Source organism: Candidatus Desulfosporosinus nitrosoreducens (assembly GCF_030954495.1).
Classification (GTDB): Bacteria; Bacillota; Desulfitobacteriia; order Desulfitobacteriales; family Desulfitobacteriaceae; genus Desulfosporosinus; species Desulfosporosinus nitrosoreducens.
The window spans coordinates 67,197-89,683 of record NZ_JAVHUW010000051.1 but is presented as its reverse complement, the minus strand read 5'-3'; the positions used below and the strand labels follow the sequence as shown (position 1 = coordinate 89,683).

General features: G+C 51.1%; 16 protein-coding genes. 15 read left to right on the top strand and 1 reads right to left on the bottom strand.

Features of this window, described 5'->3' with window-relative positions; genetic code table 11:
- Nucleotides 1-5: 5 nt before the first annotated feature.
- A complete protein-coding gene (locus REC12_RS12470) occupies nt 6-1,388 on the bottom strand; it encodes an ATP-binding protein (RefSeq protein ID WP_308894889.1) in 1,383 nt (460 codons plus the stop codon).
- A gap of 332 nt (nt 1,389-1,720) precedes the next feature.
- Here REC12_RS12470 and REC12_RS12465 point away from each other — a divergent pair, with 332 nt between their 5' ends.
- The 15 genes from REC12_RS12465 (at nt 1,721) to ligA (ending at nt 22,408) form a co-directional block, all read left to right on the top strand.
- Nucleotides 1,721-3,559 carry a MutS family DNA mismatch repair protein gene (locus REC12_RS12465; RefSeq protein ID WP_308894887.1) on the top strand — a complete coding sequence of 613 codons (1,839 nt, stop codon included), beginning with the start codon at nt 1,721-1,723 and terminating at the stop codon, nt 3,557-3,559.
- A gap of 282 nt (nt 3,560-3,841) precedes the next feature.
- Nucleotides 3,842-5,857 carry a methyl-accepting chemotaxis protein gene (locus REC12_RS12460; RefSeq protein WP_308894886.1) on the top strand — a complete coding sequence of 672 codons (2,016 nt, stop codon included), beginning with the start codon at nt 3,842-3,844 and terminating at the stop codon, nt 5,855-5,857.
- A gap of 103 nt (nt 5,858-5,960) precedes the next feature.
- Nucleotides 5,961-7,352: an asparagine--tRNA ligase gene (gene asnS, locus REC12_RS12455; RefSeq protein WP_308894884.1), complete on the top strand. Its 1,392-nt coding sequence runs from the start codon at nt 5,961-5,963 to the stop codon at nt 7,350-7,352.
- A 691-nt stretch (nt 7,353-8,043) separates the two neighbouring features.
- Entirely contained in the window at nt 8,044-8,799 is a 756-nt protein-coding gene (locus REC12_RS12450; protein ID WP_308895015.1) for a GntR family transcriptional regulator, read from the top strand.
- A gap of 20 nt (nt 8,800-8,819) precedes the next feature.
- Nucleotides 8,820-9,470 carry a cobalamin B12-binding domain-containing protein gene (locus REC12_RS12445; protein WP_308894883.1) on the top strand — a complete coding sequence of 217 codons (651 nt, stop codon included), beginning with the start codon at nt 8,820-8,822 and terminating at the stop codon, nt 9,468-9,470.
- 226 nt (nt 9,471-9,696) lie between these two features.
- Complete coding sequence (locus REC12_RS12440; protein ID WP_308894881.1) at nt 9,697-10,257, top strand: DUF2284 domain-containing protein; 561 nt, start codon at nt 9,697-9,699, stop codon at nt 10,255-10,257.
- Between the two features lie 162 nt (nt 10,258-10,419).
- A complete protein-coding gene (locus REC12_RS12435; RefSeq protein WP_308894880.1) occupies nt 10,420-11,217 on the top strand; it encodes a dihydropteroate synthase in 798 nt (265 codons plus the stop codon).
- Nucleotides 11,218-11,272: 55 nt separating this feature from the next.
- On the top strand, nt 11,273-12,445 hold the full coding sequence (locus tag REC12_RS12430) for a uroporphyrinogen decarboxylase family protein (RefSeq protein ID WP_308894878.1): 1,173 nt from the start codon (nt 11,273-11,275) through the stop codon (nt 12,443-12,445).
- 19 nt (nt 12,446-12,464) lie between these two features.
- Nucleotides 12,465-12,638: a hypothetical protein gene (locus REC12_RS12425; protein ID WP_308894876.1), complete on the top strand. Its 174-nt coding sequence runs from the start codon at nt 12,465-12,467 to the stop codon at nt 12,636-12,638.
- A gap of 52 nt (nt 12,639-12,690) precedes the next feature.
- Nucleotides 12,691-13,317, top strand: coding sequence for a cobalamin B12-binding domain-containing protein (locus REC12_RS12420; RefSeq protein ID WP_308894875.1), 627 nt, complete (start codon nt 12,691-12,693; stop codon nt 13,315-13,317).
- Nucleotides 13,318-13,538: 221 nt separating this feature from the next.
- Nucleotides 13,539-14,777 (top strand): multidrug effflux MFS transporter, encoded by a 1,239-nt coding sequence (locus REC12_RS12415; RefSeq protein WP_308895014.1) that lies wholly within the window; start codon nt 13,539-13,541, stop codon nt 14,775-14,777.
- Nucleotides 14,778-14,800: 23 nt separating this feature from the next.
- Nucleotides 14,801-16,639: an ASKHA domain-containing protein gene (locus tag REC12_RS12410; RefSeq protein WP_308894874.1), complete on the top strand. Its 1,839-nt coding sequence runs from the start codon at nt 14,801-14,803 to the stop codon at nt 16,637-16,639.
- Nucleotides 16,640-17,123: 484 nt separating this feature from the next.
- Nucleotides 17,124-19,400 (top strand): DNA helicase PcrA, encoded by a 2,277-nt coding sequence (gene pcrA, locus REC12_RS12405; protein WP_308894872.1) that lies wholly within the window; start codon nt 17,124-17,126, stop codon nt 19,398-19,400.
- Nucleotides 19,401-19,442: 42 nt separating this feature from the next.
- On the top strand, nt 19,443-20,372 hold the full coding sequence (locus tag REC12_RS12400) for a putative manganese-dependent inorganic diphosphatase (protein WP_308894870.1): 930 nt from the start codon (nt 19,443-19,445) through the stop codon (nt 20,370-20,372).
- A gap of 38 nt (nt 20,373-20,410) precedes the next feature.
- The gene (gene ligA, locus REC12_RS12395) at nt 20,411-22,408 is read left to right on the top strand and encodes an NAD-dependent DNA ligase LigA (RefSeq protein ID WP_308894868.1); all 1,998 of its coding nucleotides are present in this window, start codon (nt 20,411-20,413) and stop codon (nt 22,406-22,408) included.
- Nucleotides 22,409-22,487 lie beyond the last annotated feature (79 nt).

Sequence of the window (22,487 nt, the reverse complement as noted above, 5' to 3'; positions counted from 1 at the left end):
AATTATTAATTTAAAGCCAGATGTCCTTCGAGCCAATCGACAAACTGTCTTGCCGTGCGGGCGGAACGTCCGTTATACCAGAGGGCCCATTGCAGGGCTTCTTTGTGCAGAACGCTTTGCTCAATGCTCAGCTGGCGCTGGGAGGCGATCCCTTCGACAATCTTCAGGTATTGTTTCTGATCCGGAGATGAGAAGACGACATTGATGCCAAAGCGGTCGGCAAGAGAGAGCTTTTCCTGCATGCTGTCTCCGGCATGCACTTCTTCGTCGCGGTTGCCGGAATGCAGCCCCGCTCTCTCGCTGAAATATTCTTTCACCAGGTGGCGGCGGTTGGAGGTGGCGTAAATCAAGATGTTGGAGGTTTTGCTTTCCAGACCGCCTTCGAGAACCGCCTTGAGAGAGGTGTAATTTTCTTCGTTGTCCCCAAAAACAAGGTCGTCAACAAAGAGAATGAATTTTTGAGCCCGGTTGGTTAAGAGGCGGATAATTTGCGGAAAGTCGGCCAGAAAGGCTTTGGGGACTTCAATCATGCGCAGTCCCCGGGAATGATAGGCGTTGAGGATCGCTTTGACGGTGGAGGACTTGCCGGTGCCCCGGTCGCCGTAAAGAAGCACGTTGTTGGCCGGATACCCTTTTAAAAACTGCAAGGTGTTCTCTAAAATCTTTGAGCGTTCGTCCTGATAATCTACTAGCTCATTCAGAGTAATGGGGTCAGGCCTGGCGACGCTTTTGAGAAAGCCCTGACCTTCATATCGTTCCCAAATAAAAGCGATACTGCGGGCGAAGAGGCCGCAGCCGTACTGACGATGGAACTGCCGCAGTTCAGGAAGGCAATCATCCCAGTGCCGGGCCTTGAGAAAAGTTTCTTTCAGGTTGTGAAGATGCTCCGGCTCATCCTCCGCTGAAGGCAGCGGGGAAACTTCCCATTCGGGAAGTTCTTGAAGCAGAAGTTCGAGGGTTGGGTCAAGGCCAGGGCCTTCCTTGCGCTCCTGGACGCCGGGATGGAAGCGGGCGGAAATCCCCGCTTTCAGGGCTGAGCCGTCCAGCTTGGCGACGGATTGAAGATTTCTTAAGTCGCGGGCAGCCGCTCTTTCCAGGGTGCTTTCCAGGACAGGAGTATTAATAGCCTGGGCTTTAAAGGAGAAGGAATTTTCAGCAAAGATAATTTGATCGAGGATATGATTGGACAGCGAAAGTTGCGGGCACTTGGCCAATTCATAGTAAAAATCGTGATAGAAGTTGACAATCTCGCGCACTTGAAGGTTCTCCTTTTCCAGAGCGGCGAGCAGCTCTCTGAGGCGGCGGAGAACCGGATCTTCCAGAAGTCCGCGGTAAACGGCAAGGGAATCCAGGGCCAGGAGTTCGGGGGAGATTGTAGTTTGTCTCATCGCAGTTTCCTCCAGTAGTCGTACCCTAATCAATCACCCCCTCAGCCCGGTAAGGGCAAGGGGGCGATTGGGCAAAACACGTTTAAATCTAGTATAGCACCGGGAAAAAGAGAAAGAAAGAATGAATGAGGCCAAGGCTTTCTCCTGCTGCCGGAAAGTATAAACTTGCCTTATGTACTTTCTAAGCACCAGAGCAACTGGGCAGCCGCCTGCCCCAGAGGATTAGTGCCGGCCAAGTTTTCTTTATTCCCAAGATGTGGTTATAAGGGGCTGATTCGTGTATAATGCTCTTAAATGCTTTTGGCCTTGGATAAAGTATGGAGGACAGTAATTTGAGTGATTTAAGTGATTTGAGAGAAGAAATTAAGCAAAACGTTGCGCAAGAGCGGTATCGCAAGCGCGAGGCCTATTATACCCGCAAACATGAAACCCTGACTCAGGTCATAAACCGTCTGAGCAACCTGCGTCTTATGGTCTTTGTCCTTGGCGCGCTGGCGACGGTTGTTCTTTACCTGAAGGATAAGGTCTCCTGGGCTTATGGAGCCCTGCTTATAACGGCGATCCTGTTTGTGGCCCTGGTCTTTTGGCATCAGGCTTTAAAAACCAGGCAGAGCTATTTGTCTGTTCTTAAAGAAAATTACGCTCAAGCTTTAAGGCGTTTAGCCGGAGAATGGAAATCCTTTCCTGACCGGGGGGAAGATTTTCAAGACCTGGAACATGCTTATGGGGAAGATCTGGATCTGTTCGGAGCGGGTTCTTTGTATCAATGGATTACCACGGCGCAAACATTCCGGGGCCGGGAAAAGCTGCGGGAAATATTGACCGAGCCCCCGAGGGACTGCGAAGTTATCCGCAAAAGACAGGAGGCCATCCGGGAGCTGTCCCTCAACCTGGCCTGGAGGCAGCGCTTCCTGGCGGAGGCCAAGCTGGCGAAGCGTCCGGGCAGATCTCCCGCGGCCATGATCAGCTGGGCCCAAACCTATGACCCTACCTATCTGCGCCGTTCTGTTCTTCTGGGGGCGCGGGTGCTCCCGCTGGTTACTCTTGCCTTTTTGCTGTTGTATTTCTTTACGGCGAGGGTCTCCTATTGGTATCCGCTTCTGGGCCTTCTCCTGCAGACGGGTATCCTCTTAACGGGAAAACAGCGCGGCAAAACTCTCAATGCCGTGTATGAATTTAAAGAAACCATCCGCATTTACGAGAAGATGCTGGAGCGTTTTGAAAAACGCTCCTTTCGGGCCGCTTACCTGCAAACTCTGAAAGATAATTTGCGTGACCGGGAGGGAAAGCCGGCTTTTGAACAGATCAGAAAACTAACGGGTTTGGCCGATCTCATTGCCAACCGTGGAAATGCCATGTTTCTCATCGTCAATATTCTTACCCTTTGGGACATCCAGTGCCTGATCTCCTTGGAAGCCTGGAAAGAAAAATCGGGCCGCTCTTTGGGGCAGTGGATAGATACCATCGCCGAGCTGGAAGCCTTAAACAGCCTGGCGCTGATTGCCGCGGATCACCCTCAATGGTCTTGGCCGCTGATAACTCCGGAAACAGCGGGGGTTGTTGCTGCCGGAGTGGGCCATCCTCTTTTGGAAAACCCCGTTTGCAATGATTTGGCCTTGGACAAAAACGGGGGGATTTTGTTAATAACCGGTTCCAATATGTCCGGTAAGAGCACTTTGCTCAGAACGGTCGGCCTTAATCTTGTTCTGGCCTATACCGGAGCTCCGGTCTGCGCGCGGGAGTTCCGCTGTTCTGTCTACCGGATTTTTACCTGTATGCGCGTGCGCGACAATCTGGAGGAAAACATTTCTTCCTTTTACGCCGAGTTATTGAGAATTAAGCAAATTGTTCAGGCCTCTAAGCAGGACCGGCAGATCTTCTTTCTGCTTGATGAGATTTTTAAGGGAACAAATTCTCAGGACCGTCATGCCGGGGCCAAGGTTCTGATCCGGCAATTAAGCAAAGCCGGAGCCATGGGTATGGTCTCAACTCATGATTTGGAATTAGGTGATCTCGAAGGTGAAACAAAGCGCAAAATCCGCAATTACCATTTCCGGGAGTATTATCAAAACGACCAGATCTACTTCGATTATAAACTTCGGCAGGGGATCTCGACCACGCGCAATGCCATGTATTTGATCAGGATGGCGGGTATTGAAGTGGAGAGCTAGCCGGGCGGACGGAATTGCCTGAGGCAAGCCAAGAGCAAATTGAACCGTGGAAGTTTGAAATCCAGATGACATTATTTATGTCGTCTGGATTTCATTTATTTTGGGGAATATGGTGTAAAATTGTTTGAAAAAACTAGTAAATTAGTAGGCCTTTAAGCGGGTGAAAGGAGCAGACATTACCCTAACGATTAAAGACACAGAGTTCGGATATTTCAAGAGAGAAACCCCATACCCCTGCCAAATAAATACCGGCTCAACGAGAACTTAAGGGGAGAATGATTGATGAGGAACAGACAACATACTATGTCCATTAAGATAAGGGTTGCGCTTTTGATGGGGGTAGTGATCATTTCCGTAGTAGCCCTGCTGTCCGCGGCAAGCCTCTGGAATGCGGAGAAGCTGCTTAGGACAAACGAATTGCAAACAGAAAAGCTGGTGGAACAGGGAATTCAGGATGAATTCGGCAACCGCCTGGACCGGGCCAGATCTGCGGTCTTATCCATGACCATGAACCCGGAGGTGGCTGAGGCTCTGGCAGAACGCGACCGGGCTGCCCTTATCAGGCTGGTCCAGCCTGTTTTTAATGAAGTGAAAAAAGAAGGCTTCAGCCAGCTTCAATTTCACCTGGCGCCGGCGGTTTCCTTTTACCGGGCGCATTCTCCCAATAAATTTGGCGACGACCTGTCGAACATCCGCCCGACTGTAGTGGCCGCCAACAAGGACCATAAGATTGTGGAGGGCCTGGAGGAGGGAGTCGAAGGGTACGGCTTCCGGGTAGTGGTGCCGGTGCAATATCAGGATCAGTGGGTAGGCAGCGCCGAATATGGCATGGATTTTGGCGAAGACTTTTTACATACTCTTCAGAAAAAGAATCCCGGTGATTACTTTATTTACCTTCTCAATCCTTCTGCCTCTTTGGTTAAAAATGTCCAGGAAAAGGGAGGCTTGTTAGCTGGTACGGCTCAAGATCATGATCCGGTTGCCGCCGGGGTGGTCCAAGCCCTCCGCGGCGGACAAACCCAGCTGACAGTGAGCGCCGATGGGCAGTCCAATATTTTGTTGATCCCCTTCAAAGATTATAAGGGTGAGCTCAAAGGCTACATTAAAGCGGTTCTTTCGCGGCAGGGGGTGTTGCAGCAATTAAATGCTTTAAAGCGCTGGGTTTTCTGGGTCGGGTTGGCGGTTCTGGGCCTCGGCGTGGTTTCAGGCTATTTATTCTCTCTCAAATTCACCCGGCCTTTGCGGGAACTGGCGGAAAATGCCGAGGTGCTGGCCACGGGCAATTTGCAAATTGCCATTAGAACCGATTGGTATGGTGAACTGGGCACCTTGGCCCTGGCGATGAAGAAAATGTTGGACAACACCAAGGACATCTGTTTTTCCATGAATCAAGCCTTGAAGCGTGTCGAGGGCTCGACTAAGGAGATTGCGGCGGCCGCGGATCAAACCTCCCGGGGCACGGGCCAGGTGGCGGAGAGCATTAATCAGGTGGCCTTCAGCGCCCAAAAGATTGCCCAGCGTACCAGTGACATCGGTACCCGGAGCGAAGGGATCAATCAAAACGTTTCGTCCCTGGCCGGACATATGGAGCAGATTTCAGGCAGCACCCGGGATGTGACGGAACGAACCCGGCACGGAGAAACCATCTTGAAAGGCTTAGCCGAAACGATGAGGGTTTTTGCTGCCAAAGTTGAAGAGATTCAGGCCGGAAGCCACGTTCTCAAGGATCAGACGGGAAAAATCCGCGGGATTACCCAGATTATCTCCGGCATTTCCGACCAGACGAATCTCCTGGCCCTCAATGCCGCTATTGAAGCCGCCCGGGCCGGCGAGGCCGGCCGGGGATTTGCCGTGGTGGCCGAGGAAGTCCGGAAACTGGCCGCAGGGTCCAGGCAAAGCGCCTCTCAGATAGCCGGGCTGATCGATCAAGTCACCCAAAACGTGGAAAGTTCCGTTCGGGCCGCTGAGGAAGGAGTTGCCTTGATTCAAGAGCAGCTGGGTATCGGAGATCAGGCCTTGCAGGAGTTTAAGGAGATTTCCCAGGGAACCCAGACTGTCTCGAGTCTTTTGGGAGCAATGGTGGCAGAGGTTCAACATGTTGTTCGCATGAGCGAAGGAATTACCGAGTCGATCCGGGAGATTGACGGCATGTCCCACGAAGACGCCGGTTCCGTCGAGGAGATTGTCGCTTCGACCGAGGAAATGAGTGCAACGATGACAGCCATTCGCGATAGTATCGGCGAGTTGGAGCTGTTAATGGCGGAGCTTAAAGCGCAAAGCGGCCGGTTTGTCAGTTGATGACCAGAGCGTGGCTTATAATTTGAAGTTAAGATGCCATTCAGGTATAATGGTTAATTAGAAAATTCTTAACCCTCAGGGGATCTTTTTGAGGAGGAAAGCCATGCAAACGGTGACCGTTCAACAAATTTTCCGCGCGACGGAGAAGTATCTCAATCAGAATCTGGAGATATCCGGATGGATTCGCACAATTCGTACGTCCAAAGCTTTTGGTTTTATTGAAATTAATGACGGCAGCTTTTTTGAGAATATCCAAGTGGTTTTTGAAGAAAGTCTGGATAATTTTCCGGAGATCGGCAAGCTGACGATCAGTTCCGCCCTGCGCATCCGGGGTACCCTTGTCCCCTCGCCGGGAGCGAAACAGCCTTTTGAATTAAAGGCGGAGCAAATAGAAATCCTCTCCGTAGCGGCGGCGGATTATCCCTTGCAGAAAAAACGCCATACCTTTGAATACTTGCGGACGATTGCTCACTTGCGCCCCAGAACGAATACTTTTGCGGCGGTCTTTCGCGTTCGTTCCGTCATTGCCTATGCCATTCACAAGTTTTTTCAGGAAAAAGGCTTTGTTTATGTTCATACGCCAATTATCACAGGCAGCGACGCCGAAGGCGCCGGGGAAATGTTCAGGGTAACGGCCCTGGATTTGGGAAACCTCCCCAAGACTGAGAGCGGGGCTGTCAATTTCGCTGAAGATTTCTTCGGGAAAGAGACGAGTCTGACAGTCAGCGGTCAGCTCAATGTGGAAACCTATTGTATGGCTTTTCGCAATGTCTATACCTTTGGCCCCACCTTCCGCGCCGAAAATTCCAATACGGCCAGGCATGCCGCCGAGTTTTGGATGATTGAACCGGAGATTGCCTTTGCCCAGCTTGCGGACAATATGAATTTAGCGGAAGAAATGATGAAGTATATCATTCAGTATGCTTTAGACCATGCTCCTGAAGAAATGGCCTTTTTCAATAACTTTGTCGACAAGACCTTGTTTGAGCGGCTGGAAAATATCTTAAATTCGGAGTTCGGCCACATTACTTATACGGAAGCGGTTGAGCTTCTGGAGAAGGAAAACGCTCACTTTGACTACCCGGTGCACTGGGGCACGGATCTGCAAACAGAGCATGAGCGCTTCCTGACGGAAAAAATCTTTAAAAAGCCCGTCTTCGTCTCCGATTATCCCAAGGGCATTAAAGCCTTCTACATGCGCCTGAACGACGACAACAAGACGGTCGCCGCCATGGACCTGCTCGTTCCGGGTGTTGGGGAAATTATCGGAGGGAGTCAGCGGGAAGAGCGTTTTGACGTTCTCTGCCAGAGGATGGAAGAGTTGGGGCTTAAAGAGGAAGACTATAGCTGGTACCTTGATCTCCGGAAGTATGGGGGAGTGAAACACGCCGGTTACGGGCTCGGCTTTGAACGGGTCATTATGTATCTGACCGGAATGACCAATATCCGGGACGTCATTGCTTTCCCCAGGACAGCCAACAGCTGTGAGTTTTAAAGTTTCCCGGCCGGGCCGAGCGTAGAAATGTCCGATATTCCAGGCGGCAGGATCAAATCCTGCCGCCTTATTTATTCCGCCGGAAAATACAGACTTGCGTTATTTTCTAAGCCTAAGAGCAGCAAGGCAGCAGAGTTTTCTTTATACAGTCAGACATACATGCCGCGAAGTGTACTATTGATCAATGAAAAATAGATCCTTGGGGTCGGGCAGCTTCGCCCACATCCGGCAAGAAAGCTAATTCGTGCGAAGACAGTGTCTTCGTCACTCAACATTCCGAGGCTTGCTCACTCGCTTGCGAGGGAGCTCCGCCAAACCTCCGGGTAAGACCTGAGGAGAACCAATGGCTCCGACTTTCCCTCGCAACCTTTGTGAGCATTACCGCCTCTCCATGAAATGAGTTCACTTTTGTGGGCGAAGCTGCCTTCCTCAGGGGTCTTTAAATTTTTCGGGTCAGAAAGGATAGCTTCGTTAATACTTTCTGACTGTCTAAGGGCAGCTAACGGCTTCTGTTCTCGCAAACTCGGCATAAGCCGGTTTTTTTAATATAGTTTAGAAAGCATAAGTTTTTAGGGGTACCCCCTTTACTTGTCAGGCGGGTGCAAATAAGTTGACGTCTTTATTGGGGCATGCTAGAATTAGGAAAATCTTAATGTATAGACAACTACTATAGGAATAGGTGTTTTTGGTGATTCAAGAAGAAATACCCATCGATAAAAATTCGGTGATTCCCATTTACTATCAGCTGTATAAGCTGCTCGAAGGACAAATCCGGCGGGGAGAGCTAAAGCCGGGAGAGTGTTTGCCCACGGAAAATGATATCGCCCTGCGCTATGAGATCAGCCGGATGACGGTGCGCCGGGCAATCTCCGAGCTGGTGTCTGCCGGCATGGTTTACGCCCAGCAGGGCAAGGGCACCTTCGTGGCCAGGCCGAAACTTGACAATATTGTCTTTGAATTGAATGATTTTAACGAAGAAATTAAAAAGAGAGGTCTGAATTATCAGACCACGTTATTGGAAGCCAAGATTATCAGGGCCGACGAAGAGCTGAAAGCCAAGTTTCAAATAAGCGAGGAAAACAAGCGCCTGCTCTATTTTCGCACGGTGCTGTCGGCCGAGAATGAGCGGCTGTCTTATGAGGTAAAGTACACAATCTACAGCAAAAGCAAGCCGATCCTGGAAACGGAGCTGAAAGACCCGAGTTTGCCGGGCCTGGTAGCCGCCCACACGGAATATGTGCCGGTAAGTTCGAAAAAGGTTCTCCAGGTCGCCGCCTGCAGCCAAGAACAAGCCTTAATTCTGGGGATTGCTCCCCAAACTCCGGTCTTCCTGATCGAACAGACCATCTTTGATGCGGACCTGAAACCCGTGGGCTGGAGCAAAGCCGTTTACAGAGGGGACCGGTATAAATTGACCAGTTATGATGGCTGGTATAAAAACGATTAAGCTAATTGGGGGTTCATGAGGTGGAAGACGAACTACAAATAGCGATGGCGGACCTTGATGAGGAAAGGACCTTAAGGCTGGTAAGAGAAAGAATCCAGGCAGGTTATACCTCGGTAGATATCATCGAAAGCTGCCGGCGGGGTGTGGAAATCGTCGGAGAGAAATACAGTGAAAGCGATTATTTTTTGTCGGACCTGATTATGTCGGAAGAGATTCTCAAAGAAGTGATGCGGGTCTTAGAGCCGCACATACCTGTCAACTCGCAAAAGGGCTTGCCGCTGATTGTCATGGGAACTATTGAAGGAGATATTCATGACCTGGGCAAAAATATCATCATTTATCTTTTGCGTTCTTCCGGTTACCAGGTTCAGGATTTGGGCGTCGATGTGACGCCGGAGAAATTTATTCAAGCCGTCAACGAGACGAAGGCATCGATCCTGGGAATCAGCGTACTGCTTTCCTTCTGTGTCGGCTCCATCAAAAAGGTGGTTGACTTGTTGACGGATGCGGGTTTAAGAGACAGTGTCAAAGTTGTGGTGGGAGGATATCCGGTCAACCAGCAAGTGAAAGAATATACGGGGGCAGATTTTTACGCCAACGACGTGACGGAAGCTTTGAAAATTTATCGCGATATTTTGGAAGAAGCAGAGGGTTCGGTCTCAGGACAATGAGACTGAATCTTTTTTTGTGCCATCAATCCCACTTAGCTTGCTATTGACCCTCCATAGGAGTTGTGATAATATTTAGATAAATCAAGTTGTCTATACATTCGCATAAATCTAAGTAAATATCTTTTTTAATTTATAATTTGTATATACATCTATACTATAATCAGAGATATACATAAGGTAAGGATAATTTCCTGGCGGCAAACGATGATTAAGGGAGGCCTGGGGTATGGAGGGTAGTCTCGACGATGTGGTCGCAAAGGTCTTGGCTTTGGGAGCGGCGCATGCTGCCATAGCTGAGGTGAAGGATATAATTTTCAACGAAGAGTTTCGGACCCAGTGCGAACAAAACGTTTGCGGAAATTACAATAAGAACTGGATGTGCCCGCCTGCAGTCGGTGATATCAAGGACTTAAAAGCAAGAGTGCTAAAGTTTGAACGGGGGTTATTGATCCAGACCGTGCATAAGCTGGAAAACTCTTTTGACTGGAAAGGCATGATGAAAGCGGCGGAACGCCATACGGAGCTATTCAGAAATATTCTTGAGGATTTGCAAAAAGAACCTTATTTCCGGGAAATGTTGCCTTTAAATGCAGGTCCCTGCACTTACTGTCAACGGTGTGCGTTTCTGGACTCCGAAGCCTGCCGCTGTCCCGAGCAGGCCTTGTCTTCTGTTGAAGCCAGTGGCATTGATGTCATGGCCCTGGAAAAAAGCTGCGGAATTCCTTATTACAACGGCAAAAATACGGTTTCCTATGTGGGCCTGGTGCTGTTTAAAAGTGAGGCCTAGCTCGTTAAAAAGGGTATAGCTCTTTAAAACAGCTCCGACTCCATGATGTCCCAATCACGCAGTTGAATGATGCCCTAGGTATCCTTATGAAGGAGGTGAGCAGAAGAAACAGAGACCATGGTTTAAACCCAACCGCATCAGACTCAAGGAGGGCTGCAAAAGATGTTGATAATCGGCGAAAAGTTAAATAGCTCGATTCCTACGGTTCGGCAATTCATCACTGAGAAAAATACTGCCGCCATTCAGGATTTGGCCAAGCGGCAAGTGGCTGCGGGAGCCGACTATCTGGACTTGAATACGGCTCAGGGGGATGAAATTCCCAACATGGAGTGGCTTGTGCAAACGGTGCAGGAGGTAACCGACGTACCGTTATGTATCGACAGCACTTCGGCGGCAGCCATTAAAAAAGGTTTAGATACTGTCCGCGGAGATAAAAGCAGGGTTTTAATCAACTCCCTTTCTTTAGAAAAAAACCGCATCGAAGAAGTACTGCCCTTAGTTCTGGAGCACCGCTGCCCGGTCATTGGGCTGACCTTGGACGACAATGGGATTCCCAAAACCGCCGAGGAAAGAATTGCACTTTCCGAAAGACTTATTGAACTTCTGAACCAAAATAATTACGACTTAGACCGTCTCTATATAGATCCCCTGGTACTTCCTTTAGCGGTTAACCACCTGAATGCCACGATGTTTTTTAAGTGCCTGACGGAAATCAAGCGCTTATTCCAGGTTAAAACCGTCTCAGGCTTAAGCAACATATCCTATAATTCACCGAAGCGCAAAATTGTCAACCGTCATTTTTTAACCCTGTGTATGGCCTTTGACATGGATGCGGCCATTCTTGATCCCTTGGACAGGAAAATTATGACCTCAGTCGTGACCAATGATTTCCTGCTGGGCAAAGACCGGTTCGGCAAGAAATATTTAAAGGCCTATCGCAGTGAGGCTTTGGATGACTAGATAGGTCCGGGTTTAGATATTTAACCAAGTTTGCAAAGGGGAAGGGGTAAGCATTATGAGTGAAAAGGAAATCCTTTATCAAAAAAGGCTGGAACGTTACATGACGGCTATGGATTGTGGCAAACCGGACATGGTTCCCGTGGCTTTCGGAGTTGGGGAATGGGTTGTCAAATACAAAGGCACGACCTTCCAGGAAGTTTATTACGATTTGGACAAAAGCAACGCCATTGTCTCGGAAATGCTGCCGGGCTTAGATTTTGATGTCTTCAAAGGCGGTCCCGCCTTATGGTGGCCGCCGATGTTTGATGCCATGGGCTCCAAATTATATAAATTCCCGGGTATGGGCGTGGATGAGAACTCCACCTTCCAATACAATGAGGAAGAATATATGAAGGCGGAAGATTACGACGAATTTATAGCCAGCCCCACGGAATGGCTGGTCAACCACTTTTTGCCCAATATCAGTACGGAATTGGCAAACCCGGGGTCCTATCGGTCGACCATTGCCTTAATCAAAAGTGCGGCCGCTTTTGCTATGTCCGGCGGTATCACGGCGGCAGCCTACGGAAAATGGACCGTGGAGCACGGAATCGTCGGGCAGGGGACAGGATTCACCAAGGCGCCTTTCGATACCTTGGGGGATGCTCTGCGCGGCATGAAAGGGATACTCTTGGATTTGCGCCGCCGCCCGGAGAAAGTATTAGCGGCGTGTGAGGCGATCACTCCGCACAATGTCAACTGCGGTTTAGCCGGCGCCGGAGCCGATACGCGTTTCCCCTGTTTTGCCCCTCTGCACCGCGGTGCCTATCCTTTCCTCAACCCGCATCAATGGGAGACCTTCTACTGGCCATCCTTAAAAGCGACGATTGAAGGTTTGTGGGCCAAGGGCAAACGCATGCTCTTTTATGCTGAAGGAGACTGGACTCCCTATTTGGAGAAGATTGCCGAGCTGCCCGCCAAGAGCATTATTTTCCAAATTGACACCACAGACCCTAAAAAGGCTAAAGAAATTCTGGGCGGCAAATTCTGCCTGCAAGGCGGCGTTCCCACGACCCTCTTAACCTATGGCACTCCGGAGAAAGTCAGAGAGCAGGTCAAGAGATCGATTGATGAGTTGGGCCGTGACGGCGGCTTTATCTTGGATACCGGCGGAGTCGTCATGGGAGACGCCAAACAGGAGAATGTAATGGCAATGATTGAAGCAGGCCGTGAGTTCGGCGTTTATTAAGGACAGGAGGGGAATTCAAATGTCTGATAAAGAAAAACAACTGTTAAACCCCGATCCCGGTGTCTGCCTACCCTGGGAAGTAAAACTGGCGGAAATCGGAGAGTTTCCCGGCAATGAGGAAATCGTCAAAAAAGAATGGGAGAAGCTGGACGACTTTGCCTATAACTTTATTTGGTTTTGGGTGCAGCGCTAAGAGTGAGTAAGCGCGGAGCCCTGTCAAGTTAATTCAGAAGGAGTGGATTACTATGCTTACAGATGCTTTGTCTAAAGCAATTGCGGAATTAGAAGAAGAACAAGTGGCGGAGTTGGTCAAGGAGCGTTTGGTCCAGGGAGTCACTCCCCTGGAAATCGTCAATGCATTACAGCAAGGCATGGCTGAAGCCGGCCTTCGCTTTGAGACGGGGGAATACTTTTTAGGCGAATTGATTATGTGCGGGGAAATTATGCAGGATTCCATGGCCGTCCTGGAACCCCTGCTGAGCGGCAGCAATGCCGAATACAAAGGAAACATCGTCATGGGCACGGTAAAAGGCGATATTCACGATCTGGGGAAAAATATTGTGGTCATGCTCTTAAAAGGGTCGGGTTATAATGTCATTGATTTAGGTGTGGACGTCTCCAAAGAAAAGTTCATTGAGGCCATTAAAGAATATAAGGCCCCGCTTGTGGGCATGAGCGTGCTCTTAACCGGCTGTCAGGAATCCATGAAAGAAACTATTACCGCGATTCGGGCGGCCGGCCTGGAGACCAAGGTTCTCATCGGCGGCAACTATATCGATGACGTGGTCAAGAATTATGTGGGTGCGGATTACAGCGCCCAGGCAGCGACGGACGGAGTTAAGGTCGCCGATGGTATCTTCGGCGCGGCGTAGCCCCAGCCTTAGCCTTAGCTCTATCCTTAACTTTAACCTTAGCTTCCCTTCCTTTAAAAGTTCTCCAAATAAAAGTTCTACAAGTTAACCCCCGGTGTTCTGGTGCAGTGAAGGAGGTGCCTTAAAGGGTGCCTCCTAATCTGCGCTTCCTGAGGGTCAGCCAACTTCCGGGTTTGCGGGGAATTCCCGGAAAAACTAGAGAATGGAGTTTATGTCAAGCAATGCCGAATAAATCCTTTGAACTAACAGATTCCCAGGAAGAAAGTCTTAAGCCTCAAAAATATTTGGGAGAAAAAGGTTTTTTGACTTTGATCGGTTTCTTAAGTGCCTTTATCCCTTTGTCGACGGACCTCTACCTGCCGGCTTTGCCGCGGATGGCCGAAAACTTTCAGGTTTCCCCGGGTTTGATTAATCTGACGCTGATTTTGTTTTTTCTCTTTTACGCGGCCGGGTCCCTGTTCTGGGGGCCTCTCAGCGACAAATACGGGCGCCGGCGGATTTTGCTCATTGGCCTGGTTCTTTATACCCTGGCCAGCGCCTTGTGTGCCCTTGCGGGAAACGTTTATCAGCTCATAGGCTTCCGGGTGATTCAGGCCATTGCCAGCGGCGCGGCGACGGCTGTCGGCCAGGCGGTTGTCAAAGACAGCTACGGCGGGCGTAAGCGGGTGTCCGTCCTGGCTTTGGTTTCTTCCATGACGATGATCTCGCCCATTGTTGCCCCGGTGCTGGGAGCTTTGCTGCTGCGCTTCACCTCCTGGCGGGGCGTGTTTGCGGCTCTGGCAGTGATCGGATTTCTGATTACAATCGCGGGGTTTGCCATGGAAGAAACGATTGAAGAACGTTACAGCGGGGGAATCCTGCAATCCCTGGGACGGTTAAAAGTTGTCGCTCAAAATCCGGGCTTTCTCATTCTGCTGCTGACCTTTTCCCTGATGGGCATTGCTATGATGTCCTTTATATCCTCGTCGTCTTATATTTATGTCGGGCAATTCGGTTTAACGGAGCAGGTTTACAGTTATTACTTTGCCTTCAATGCCCTGTTTATGGTAATAGGTCCTTTGCTTTACACAAGAGTGGCCCGCTACCTAAAACGAAATTTTATTATTTCCCTCAGTTATGTGATTACCGGCCTGAGCGGCTTTTTTGTCAGCCTGATCGGGGATATGAGCCCTGTGATTTTTGCCCTCACCTTGTTGCCGGCGACACTGGCAGGGAGTATTACCCGCCCGCCCACGGCTAATTTAATGCTGGAGCAGCAAACAAGCGACACCGGGGCGGCCGTATCCCTGATGTCCTGCGCCTTTACGGTGTTCGGCAGCATCGGGATGATTATTATCTCCCTGGACTGGGCCAACAGGATAAGGGTGATGGGGCTAATGTATGCCGTCCTGGCCCTGGTTAGTTTCGTGATTTGGAGCCTGATCTCCCAAAAGCCTTTTGTGCAGAAAGTCACTCATTAAGGAGATTTAAAGGAGCGAGAGAGATGATTGCGATCAAGTTTCTTCCTGCCGCTAGGGAAATCCGGGTTCCTGAGGGGACGACGATCCTGCAGGCGGCGGTTAAAGCCGGAGTGCCAATGGAAAGTACTTGCGGGGGCAAAGGCACTTGCGGCAAATGCAAGGTGCAAATTGTGCAGGGGATTGCCGCCCCGGCTACTCCGACGGAAATAAAGCATCTCAGTAGTGCGGAGAGAGAGGGCGGCTGGGTCTTAGCCTGCCAGCAGGTCCTGGCCCAGGACGCCGTTGTGAGGCTGCGGGAACAGAAGGATGTTTACCAGCGCAAAACGGACTTTAAGTCGGGAGGGCAGACGGCTTTGGCCCCCAGTATCCATAAATATTTCCTGTCTTTGACCCCGCCTGGGGTGGAGGATCAGACTCCGGATTGGGAGCGTTTGACCCAGTCGTTGTCCTTGGGGGAGATTGCCTTCAGCCGCCAGGTGGCGGCCTCCCTGCCTAAGGTGTTAAGGCAGGGGAATTTCCAGGTAACGGCTGTTTTGGAGGGAAAGCAGCTGCTGAAGGTCGAAGCGGGTGATACCACGGAGCGCTGCTTTGGCGTGGCTGTGGATATCGGCACAACCACCGTGGTTGTTTATTTAATGGATTTAAACACGGGCAGGGCGGCAGCCAGCGGCGCCCTGACAAATCCCCAGCAGGTATTCGGCGCCGATGTCATATCACGCATCACTCATGCCGCGGGCGGTCCGGATAAATTGGGCGAGCTGCAGGAGAAGGTTGTGGGCGGGCTTAATGAGATTATCGCCCGCTTGTGCCGGGAAAAGGGGATAGAGAAGGAAGAAATCTACCAGGCGGTGGTTGTCGGCAATACAACGATGGCTCATTTGTTTCTGGGCATTGACCCTACTTATTTAGCCCCGGCCCCCTTTATCCCGGCTTTCCGGCAAATGGTCGATGTCGAGGCCCGGGAGGTGGGGTTGGATATCCTCGCCGGAGCAAGAGTCGTCGTCTTGCCGAATGTGGCCGGCTATGTCGGTTCCGACACAGTGGGGGTGATGTTGGCCGCCGCCGCGGACCGCTTGACGGGAATCAGCCTGCTTGTCGACATTGGCACGAACGGTGAAATGGTCCTGGCGGGCCGGGGGAGGATTCTCACCTGCTCGACGGCGGCGGGACCGGCTTTTGAAGGGGCGGAGATTAAATACGGCATGCGAGCGGCGGAAGGAGCCATTGAAGGGGTAAGCATCGGCCGGGATGTAGAACTGAAAATCATCGGCGGCGGTCAGGCCCGGGGGATCTGCGGTTCCGGCTTGATCGACGCCATTGCTGAAATGTTCAAGGCTGGAGTCATCGGTCCTTCAGGGCGCTTCGCCGGCGAAGCGCAGGAACTGGAGCCCTTGCCATCTGCCCTGCGTGCCAGACTGCGCAAAGGGGAACGGACGAGCGAGTTTGTCCTGGTCTGGGGAAAAGATACCCTGAGCGGTGAGGACCTGGTGCTCACGCAAAAGGATATCCGGGAAATGCAGCTGGCTAAGGGGGCCATTATCGCCGGCATCAGGATTCTGGCCAAGGAAATGGGGGTCAATCCCGCGGAAATCGACCGGGTACTCCTGGCCGGAGCCTTCGGCAGCTACATCAAAAAAGAAAGTGCTTTAGGTATTGGCCTGCTGCCCCCCTTGTCCCTGGAACGAATTCAGACGATCGGCAACGCCGCCGGCGATGGCGCGAAAATGGCTCTGCTTTCCGGGGAGGAAAGAGAACGGGCTAAGGCTTTGGCCCAAAAAGCGGAGCACATCGAACTTTCCAATAAGCAGGAGTTCCAAAATGAATTCTTGCAGGGCCTCGACTTCCGGCGGACAGAGGGTTGACCTTCGCTAAAATTGGCCTTAAGAGGTAAGTTAGGCAGCGAATCAATTGGAAGGGTAAGCTAGTTGGCAAATCAACCTGAAGGGCAAGCCGGTCAGGAAATCCCTGCCAAGGGAAGGCAATAAGGTTAATGGCAGAGCAATATCTCCATTAACCTTATTTATATTACTGGGGCAAAATTTTGCCCGGAAAAAGAGACAGTTTGGCCGCAAAGCCGGCTTATTTTTTTAGAATATGGCTATTTTTTAATTGTTTTCCTGAAAATAACTGACAATTAGAGTTTCCTTCCCCCTAAGGCTGAAGCTGTCGTTGAAAAGACTGCTTCCAGGGCGGCGAAAAACCGGCTGTACGATAACCATCAGGGCAGTTGGCTATAATAAAAAATTATCGTGACATCCTTTGGGACGAGGAACGGCTTATAAATCGCGCAACAGCGGAAGCGACAGTATGTTATAATATGTACAAGAAGTGAGGTGGAGGGGTTAAATGTATCGGTTGGACGATTTAAATCCAGTGCAACGGGAAGCTGCCGCACATCGGGAAGGGCCGCTTCTTATTCTGGCCGGTGCAGGATCAGGGAAGACTCGCGTGCTCACTTACCGGGTTGCTCACTTGATTGCCTGTGGAGCGGCACCGAGTGAGATCTTAGCGATAACCTTTACGAATAAAGCGGCCAAAGAAATGCGGGACCGGGTAAATACCCTGGTCGGCAGCGAAGGACAAGGGCTGTGGGTCAGTACCTTTCATTCGGCTTGTGTGCGCATTTTACGCCGGGATATTGAGCATTTGCCGGGCTATACCCGGAACTTTGTGATCTTCGACACGGGAGACCAGCAGTCTTTGCTTAAAGCCTGCCTGAAGGAAGAAAATCTGGACGAAAAGAAGTTTTCCCCGCGCAGTGTGGCGGCGGTTATCAGTGACGCCAAAAACAAACTCCTTGATCCCGAAGGCTTTGCCAGCCGGGCTGGGGACTATTTCCAAAACAAAGTGGCGGACATCTACCGGGATTATCAGAAGAAACTAAAAATGAACAATGCCCTGGATTTTGACGATATTATCATGCTTACGGTGAAACTGTTTCAGGAAAAGGAACAGGTGTTAAGTTCTTATCAGGAGAGATTCCGCTACATTATGGTGGACGAGTACCAGGATACGAATCACGCCCAGTATGTCCTGGTTAAGCTTCTGGCCAGCCGCTACCGCAATCTCTGTGTCGTAGGGGATGATGACCAGTCCGTTTACCGCTGGCGCGGGGCGGATATCCAGAATATCCTGGATTTTGAGCGGGATTATCCTGAAGCCAAGGTCATTAAGCTGGAGCAAAATTACCGTTCCACGCAAAAAATTCTCGATGCGGCCAATGCTGTAGTCAAGAACAACGAGGGGCGCAAGGAAAAAGCTCTTTGGACGGAAAATTCCGCGGGACAGCCCTTAGTCTGGTATGTGGGCAATGATGAGCGGGATGAAGCCGGCTATGTGGTAGAGCGGATACGGCGCCTGCATGAACTGGAAGGCCGTCCCTACAGTGACTTTACAATTCTGTACCGCACCAATGCCCAGTCCCGGGCTCTGGAGGAACAGCTCATGAAAGCGGCTCTGCCCTACCGGGTGTTTTCGGGCTTGAAATTCTACCAGCGTTTGGAAATTAAAGACATTTTAGCCTATCTGAGAGTGATCTATAATCCTGCGGATCAGGTGAGCTTTGCCCGTATCCTGAACGTGCCCAAGCGGGGCTTGGGCGAGAGCACTCTGGAAAAAATTCTGGAATATGCCAACGAGCAAGAGATGCCGGTGCTGGACGCCATCCTGGAGGCCGACTATATACCGGAATTAACGACCCGGGCCAAAAAGCCTCTGCTGGCTTTTGCCCATTTGATGCAAGGCCTCCTGGAGTTCGCGCAAAATTCCACGGTGACCGACTTGGTGCAGGAGATTCTCGGCAAAACGGGCTACCGGGTGCTTCTGGAAGCCGAAGGCACTCCCGAGGCGGAGGCCCGCTTGGAAAACCTGCTGGAGTTCCTTTCCGTGACGACGGAGTATGATGAAACCTCGGCTCAAGCCGCTCAAAATGAAGCGGGGGACGGGCCGGAAGCGGAGGAAAGGGTCGGCGGGGTCAGCGGCTTCCTGGAACAGGTATCTCTCGTTGCGGATATCGACGAACTCGATCCCAACGAAGAATCCATTGCCTTAATGACCATGCACAGCGCCAAAGGCCTGGAGTTCCCGGTTGTCTTCGTGGTGGGCATGGAAGAAGGGATTTTTCCCAGCAGCCGTTCCTTCCTTGATCCCCTGGAACTGGAAGAGGAACGACGCTTATGTTATGTGGCCATCACGCGGGCGCGGGAAAAGCTTTACTTATGCAACTCCGAGATGCGCATGCTCTACGGCAAAACCCAGTACAATCCGCCTTCGCGCTTTTTAGAGGAAATTCCGCCTGAGCTCTTGACGGATATCGATCCACTCGATCCGCCGAAATTGCGTTCAAATACTTCACCCCAATCATTCCGGAGACAGGAGACTAAGCTGGAGCGCAGGATTCCTTTGGGCTCCGGCGCCTGGGAAAAAGATTTTGGCAGTCCAGTCGTCAATAAAGGAGGTGAGGTGCATCACGTAGGGGAAAAGGTTGAACATGCTTCGTTTGGTCGCGGAATTATTGTTGCAATTAAGGGTGAAGGAAATCAGGCAGAATTGACAATTGTCTTTGACGGTGGAATTGGAATGAAAAAACTCCTGGCGGAATATGCCAAACTTACAAAACTTTAAACCCCAGAAGAAATTTTTCAAGAGAAAGGTTAAGGTGTTATAATGGATAAGATTTATATTGTTGGTCATAAAAACCCGGATACAGATTCAGTATGCTCCGCCATCGCTTTGGCACGGTTTAAAGAGCTCACAGGCGCTGAAAATTGTGTTCCTGCTACCGCAGGCAAAATCAATAAAGAGACCGAGTTTGTTCTCAACTATTATGGCGTTGCCGTACCTGAAGTTTTAGAGTCCGTGGAAGCAAAACAAAAGCTCATCCTGGTTGACCACAACGAATACGGTCAGGCAGTGGCCGGCGCGGATCAAGCTCAGCTCGTCCAAATCGTCGACCACCACAAAGTGGGCGGATTCCAAACCGCCGAGCCTCTTTATGTACGTATCGAGCCCGTTGGCTCCACTTGTTCCATCGTTGCTCAAGCTTATAAAGAAAAAGGCCTCGTTCCGGAAAAACCCATCGCCGGGATTTTACTGGCCGCTATTCTTTCCGATACAGTTATCTTCAAATCCCCAACCTGCACAGAAGCTGATAAGGTAATTGCCGCCGAATTGGCAGCCATCGCCGGTGTTGATCCTCAAACCTTTGGCGTAGATATGTTCAAAGCCGGTTCCAACATTGCCGAGCGCACTCCGCAAAGCATGATTGAAGAAGACTTCAAAGCCTTCACCATGGGAGCGCACAAAGTTGGCGTCGGTCAAGTAAGCTTAATGGGCATGGATGGATTTGAAGACGTTCGGGCAAACTTAACAGCGGCACTGGAAGATTATCGCGCTGCTCAAGGCCTGCGCTATATCTGTCTGATGGTTACCGACATTTTAACAGATTACACCGAACTGATTGTTAAAGGCGACAGCCCTGAAGAAGTTGCCAAAGCTTTCGGCAAAGAATTAGTCAACGGCAGCGTTGCGCTTCCGGGCGTTCTGTCCCGTAAAAAGCAAGTTGTTCCTCAAATGACAACTTACTTTTCGGCGTAATTAATTTACAAATTATATGGAAATTGGGAGGAATACCGGTGCAGGATGAATTCGAGCGTTTGAAATGGCTGCGGGGGGAGATCGAGGCTGCCAATCAGCAGTACTATCTACTTGACCAGCCCGCCATGAGCGATGCGGACTTTGATGCCCTCATGCGCGAACTGCTGGAGTTGGAGGCAAAACATCCGGACTGGGTTACTCCCGATTCTCCTACAGTGCGAGTCGGGGGAGAGGTGGCCAAAGAGTACTCTAAAGTACGGCATTTGGAACCTCTCCTTAGTTTGGATAACGCCTTTTCCGCGGAAGACCTGCGGGAGTTTGACCGGCGGGTGCGCCAGGTGGCCTCTGCCGTGGAGTATGTGGCAGAGCTTAAAATTGACGGCCTGACCGTTGCCTTGACCTATGAAGACGGTCTGATGGTGCGGGGGGCGACCCGCGGCGACGGTGAAGTCGGCGAAGATATCACCGCTAATGTCAAAACCGTAAAATCAATCCCTTTGCGTCTTAAAGACGAAGTGCCCAGACTTACTGTCCGGGGAGAAGGGTATATGCCCAAAGCTTCTTTTGCCCGTTTGAACCAGGAACGGGAAGAAGAAGGGTTGTCTACCTTTGCCAACCCGCGCAATGCGGCGGCAGGCTCGCTGCGCCAATTGAATTCCCAGATCACGGCTCAGCGCAAGCTTGATTATTTCGCCTATCAGGTTTTGGGAGCGAAAGAGTTGGGCCTACATAACCAAGCGCAAGTTCTTACTTATTTAAAACAACAGGGATTTGTCGTCAATCCTGAATATCGGGTTTTGGCCACGATTGAGGAAGTGGCTGAGTTTTGCGCACAGATGGCCGCCGAGCGCCATCAGCTCCCTTATGATATCGACGGGCTGGTTATTAAAGTCAATGACTTTGCCCTCCAGGAAGAATTGGGCTTTACGGCTAAAAGCCCGCGTTGGGCCATTGCTTATAAATTCCCCGCCGAACAAGTGGAAACCGTTGTCGAGGAGATAACGGTCCGTGTGGGACGAACGGGGGTCTTGACACCCACGGCCATTCTGCGGCCGGTTTTAGTCGCCGGCTCGACAGTAAGCCGGGCCACCCTGCACAATCTCGATAATATTCGCGACAAGGATATCCGCATCGGGGACCATGTCCTCCTCCACAAAGCCGGGGACGTTATTCCCGAGGTTGTGCGCGTGCTGCCGGAGAAGCGGTCCGGAGAGGAAAGGATTTTCGAGATGCCGGAAGTCTGTCCGGAATGTCAGAGTCCTGTCCGCCAGGATGAAGGAGAAGTGGCCTACCGCTGCCAAAGCATCACCTGTCCGGCCAGACAGCGGGAGGGAGTCATTCATTTCGTTTCCCGCGATGCCATGGCCATTGACGGCTTAGGTCCGGCGGTGATCCAGCAGCTTCTTGACGCCGGCTTGATCGCAGACGCCGCGGATCTCTATTCCCTGACCTTCGAGGAGCTGGTTCCTTTGGAGCGGATGGGGAAAAAGTCGGCGGAAAATCTCTTGCAGGCTATTCAGGCCAGCAAGTCGCGGGGGCTAGGGCCTTTGCTTTTTGCTCTGGGGATTCGCCATACCGGCGAAAAGGCCGGCAAGATTCTGGCCCAGAGGTTTGGCACTATGGATAAGCTTATGGCAGCGTCTCTGGAGGAGTTGCAGGGCATTCCCGACATTGGGCCGACGATGGCGGAAAACCTGGTGTATTTTTTCAGCCTGGAGAGCACCAGGCGCTTCATCGACAAACTGCGCGCGGCAGAGGTTGACATGACGGCGGACGCTTCCTTAAAACCCCAGGTTTTGGCCGGCAAAAGTATTGTGGTGACAGGTTCTTTAGAGCGCTGGGACCGGCGTGAGATCGAGAAAATCATCGAAGATCACGGCGGCAAAGCCGCAAGCTCGGTCAGCAAGAAAACGGCCTACGTGGTGGCCGGCGAAAAAGCCGGCTCCAAGCTCAGCAAAGCCCGGGAGCTTGGCGTTCAGGTCCTGACGGAAGAAGAGTTTGAGTCGCTTCTGAAGCAAGAAGTTCAGCAGAGTTAGACTCCAGCGCAGGCTGGGGCAAGAACAGGGACGGTTCTTTGGCGTATGGCTGTGGGCATATCCGAAAGAACCGTCCCCC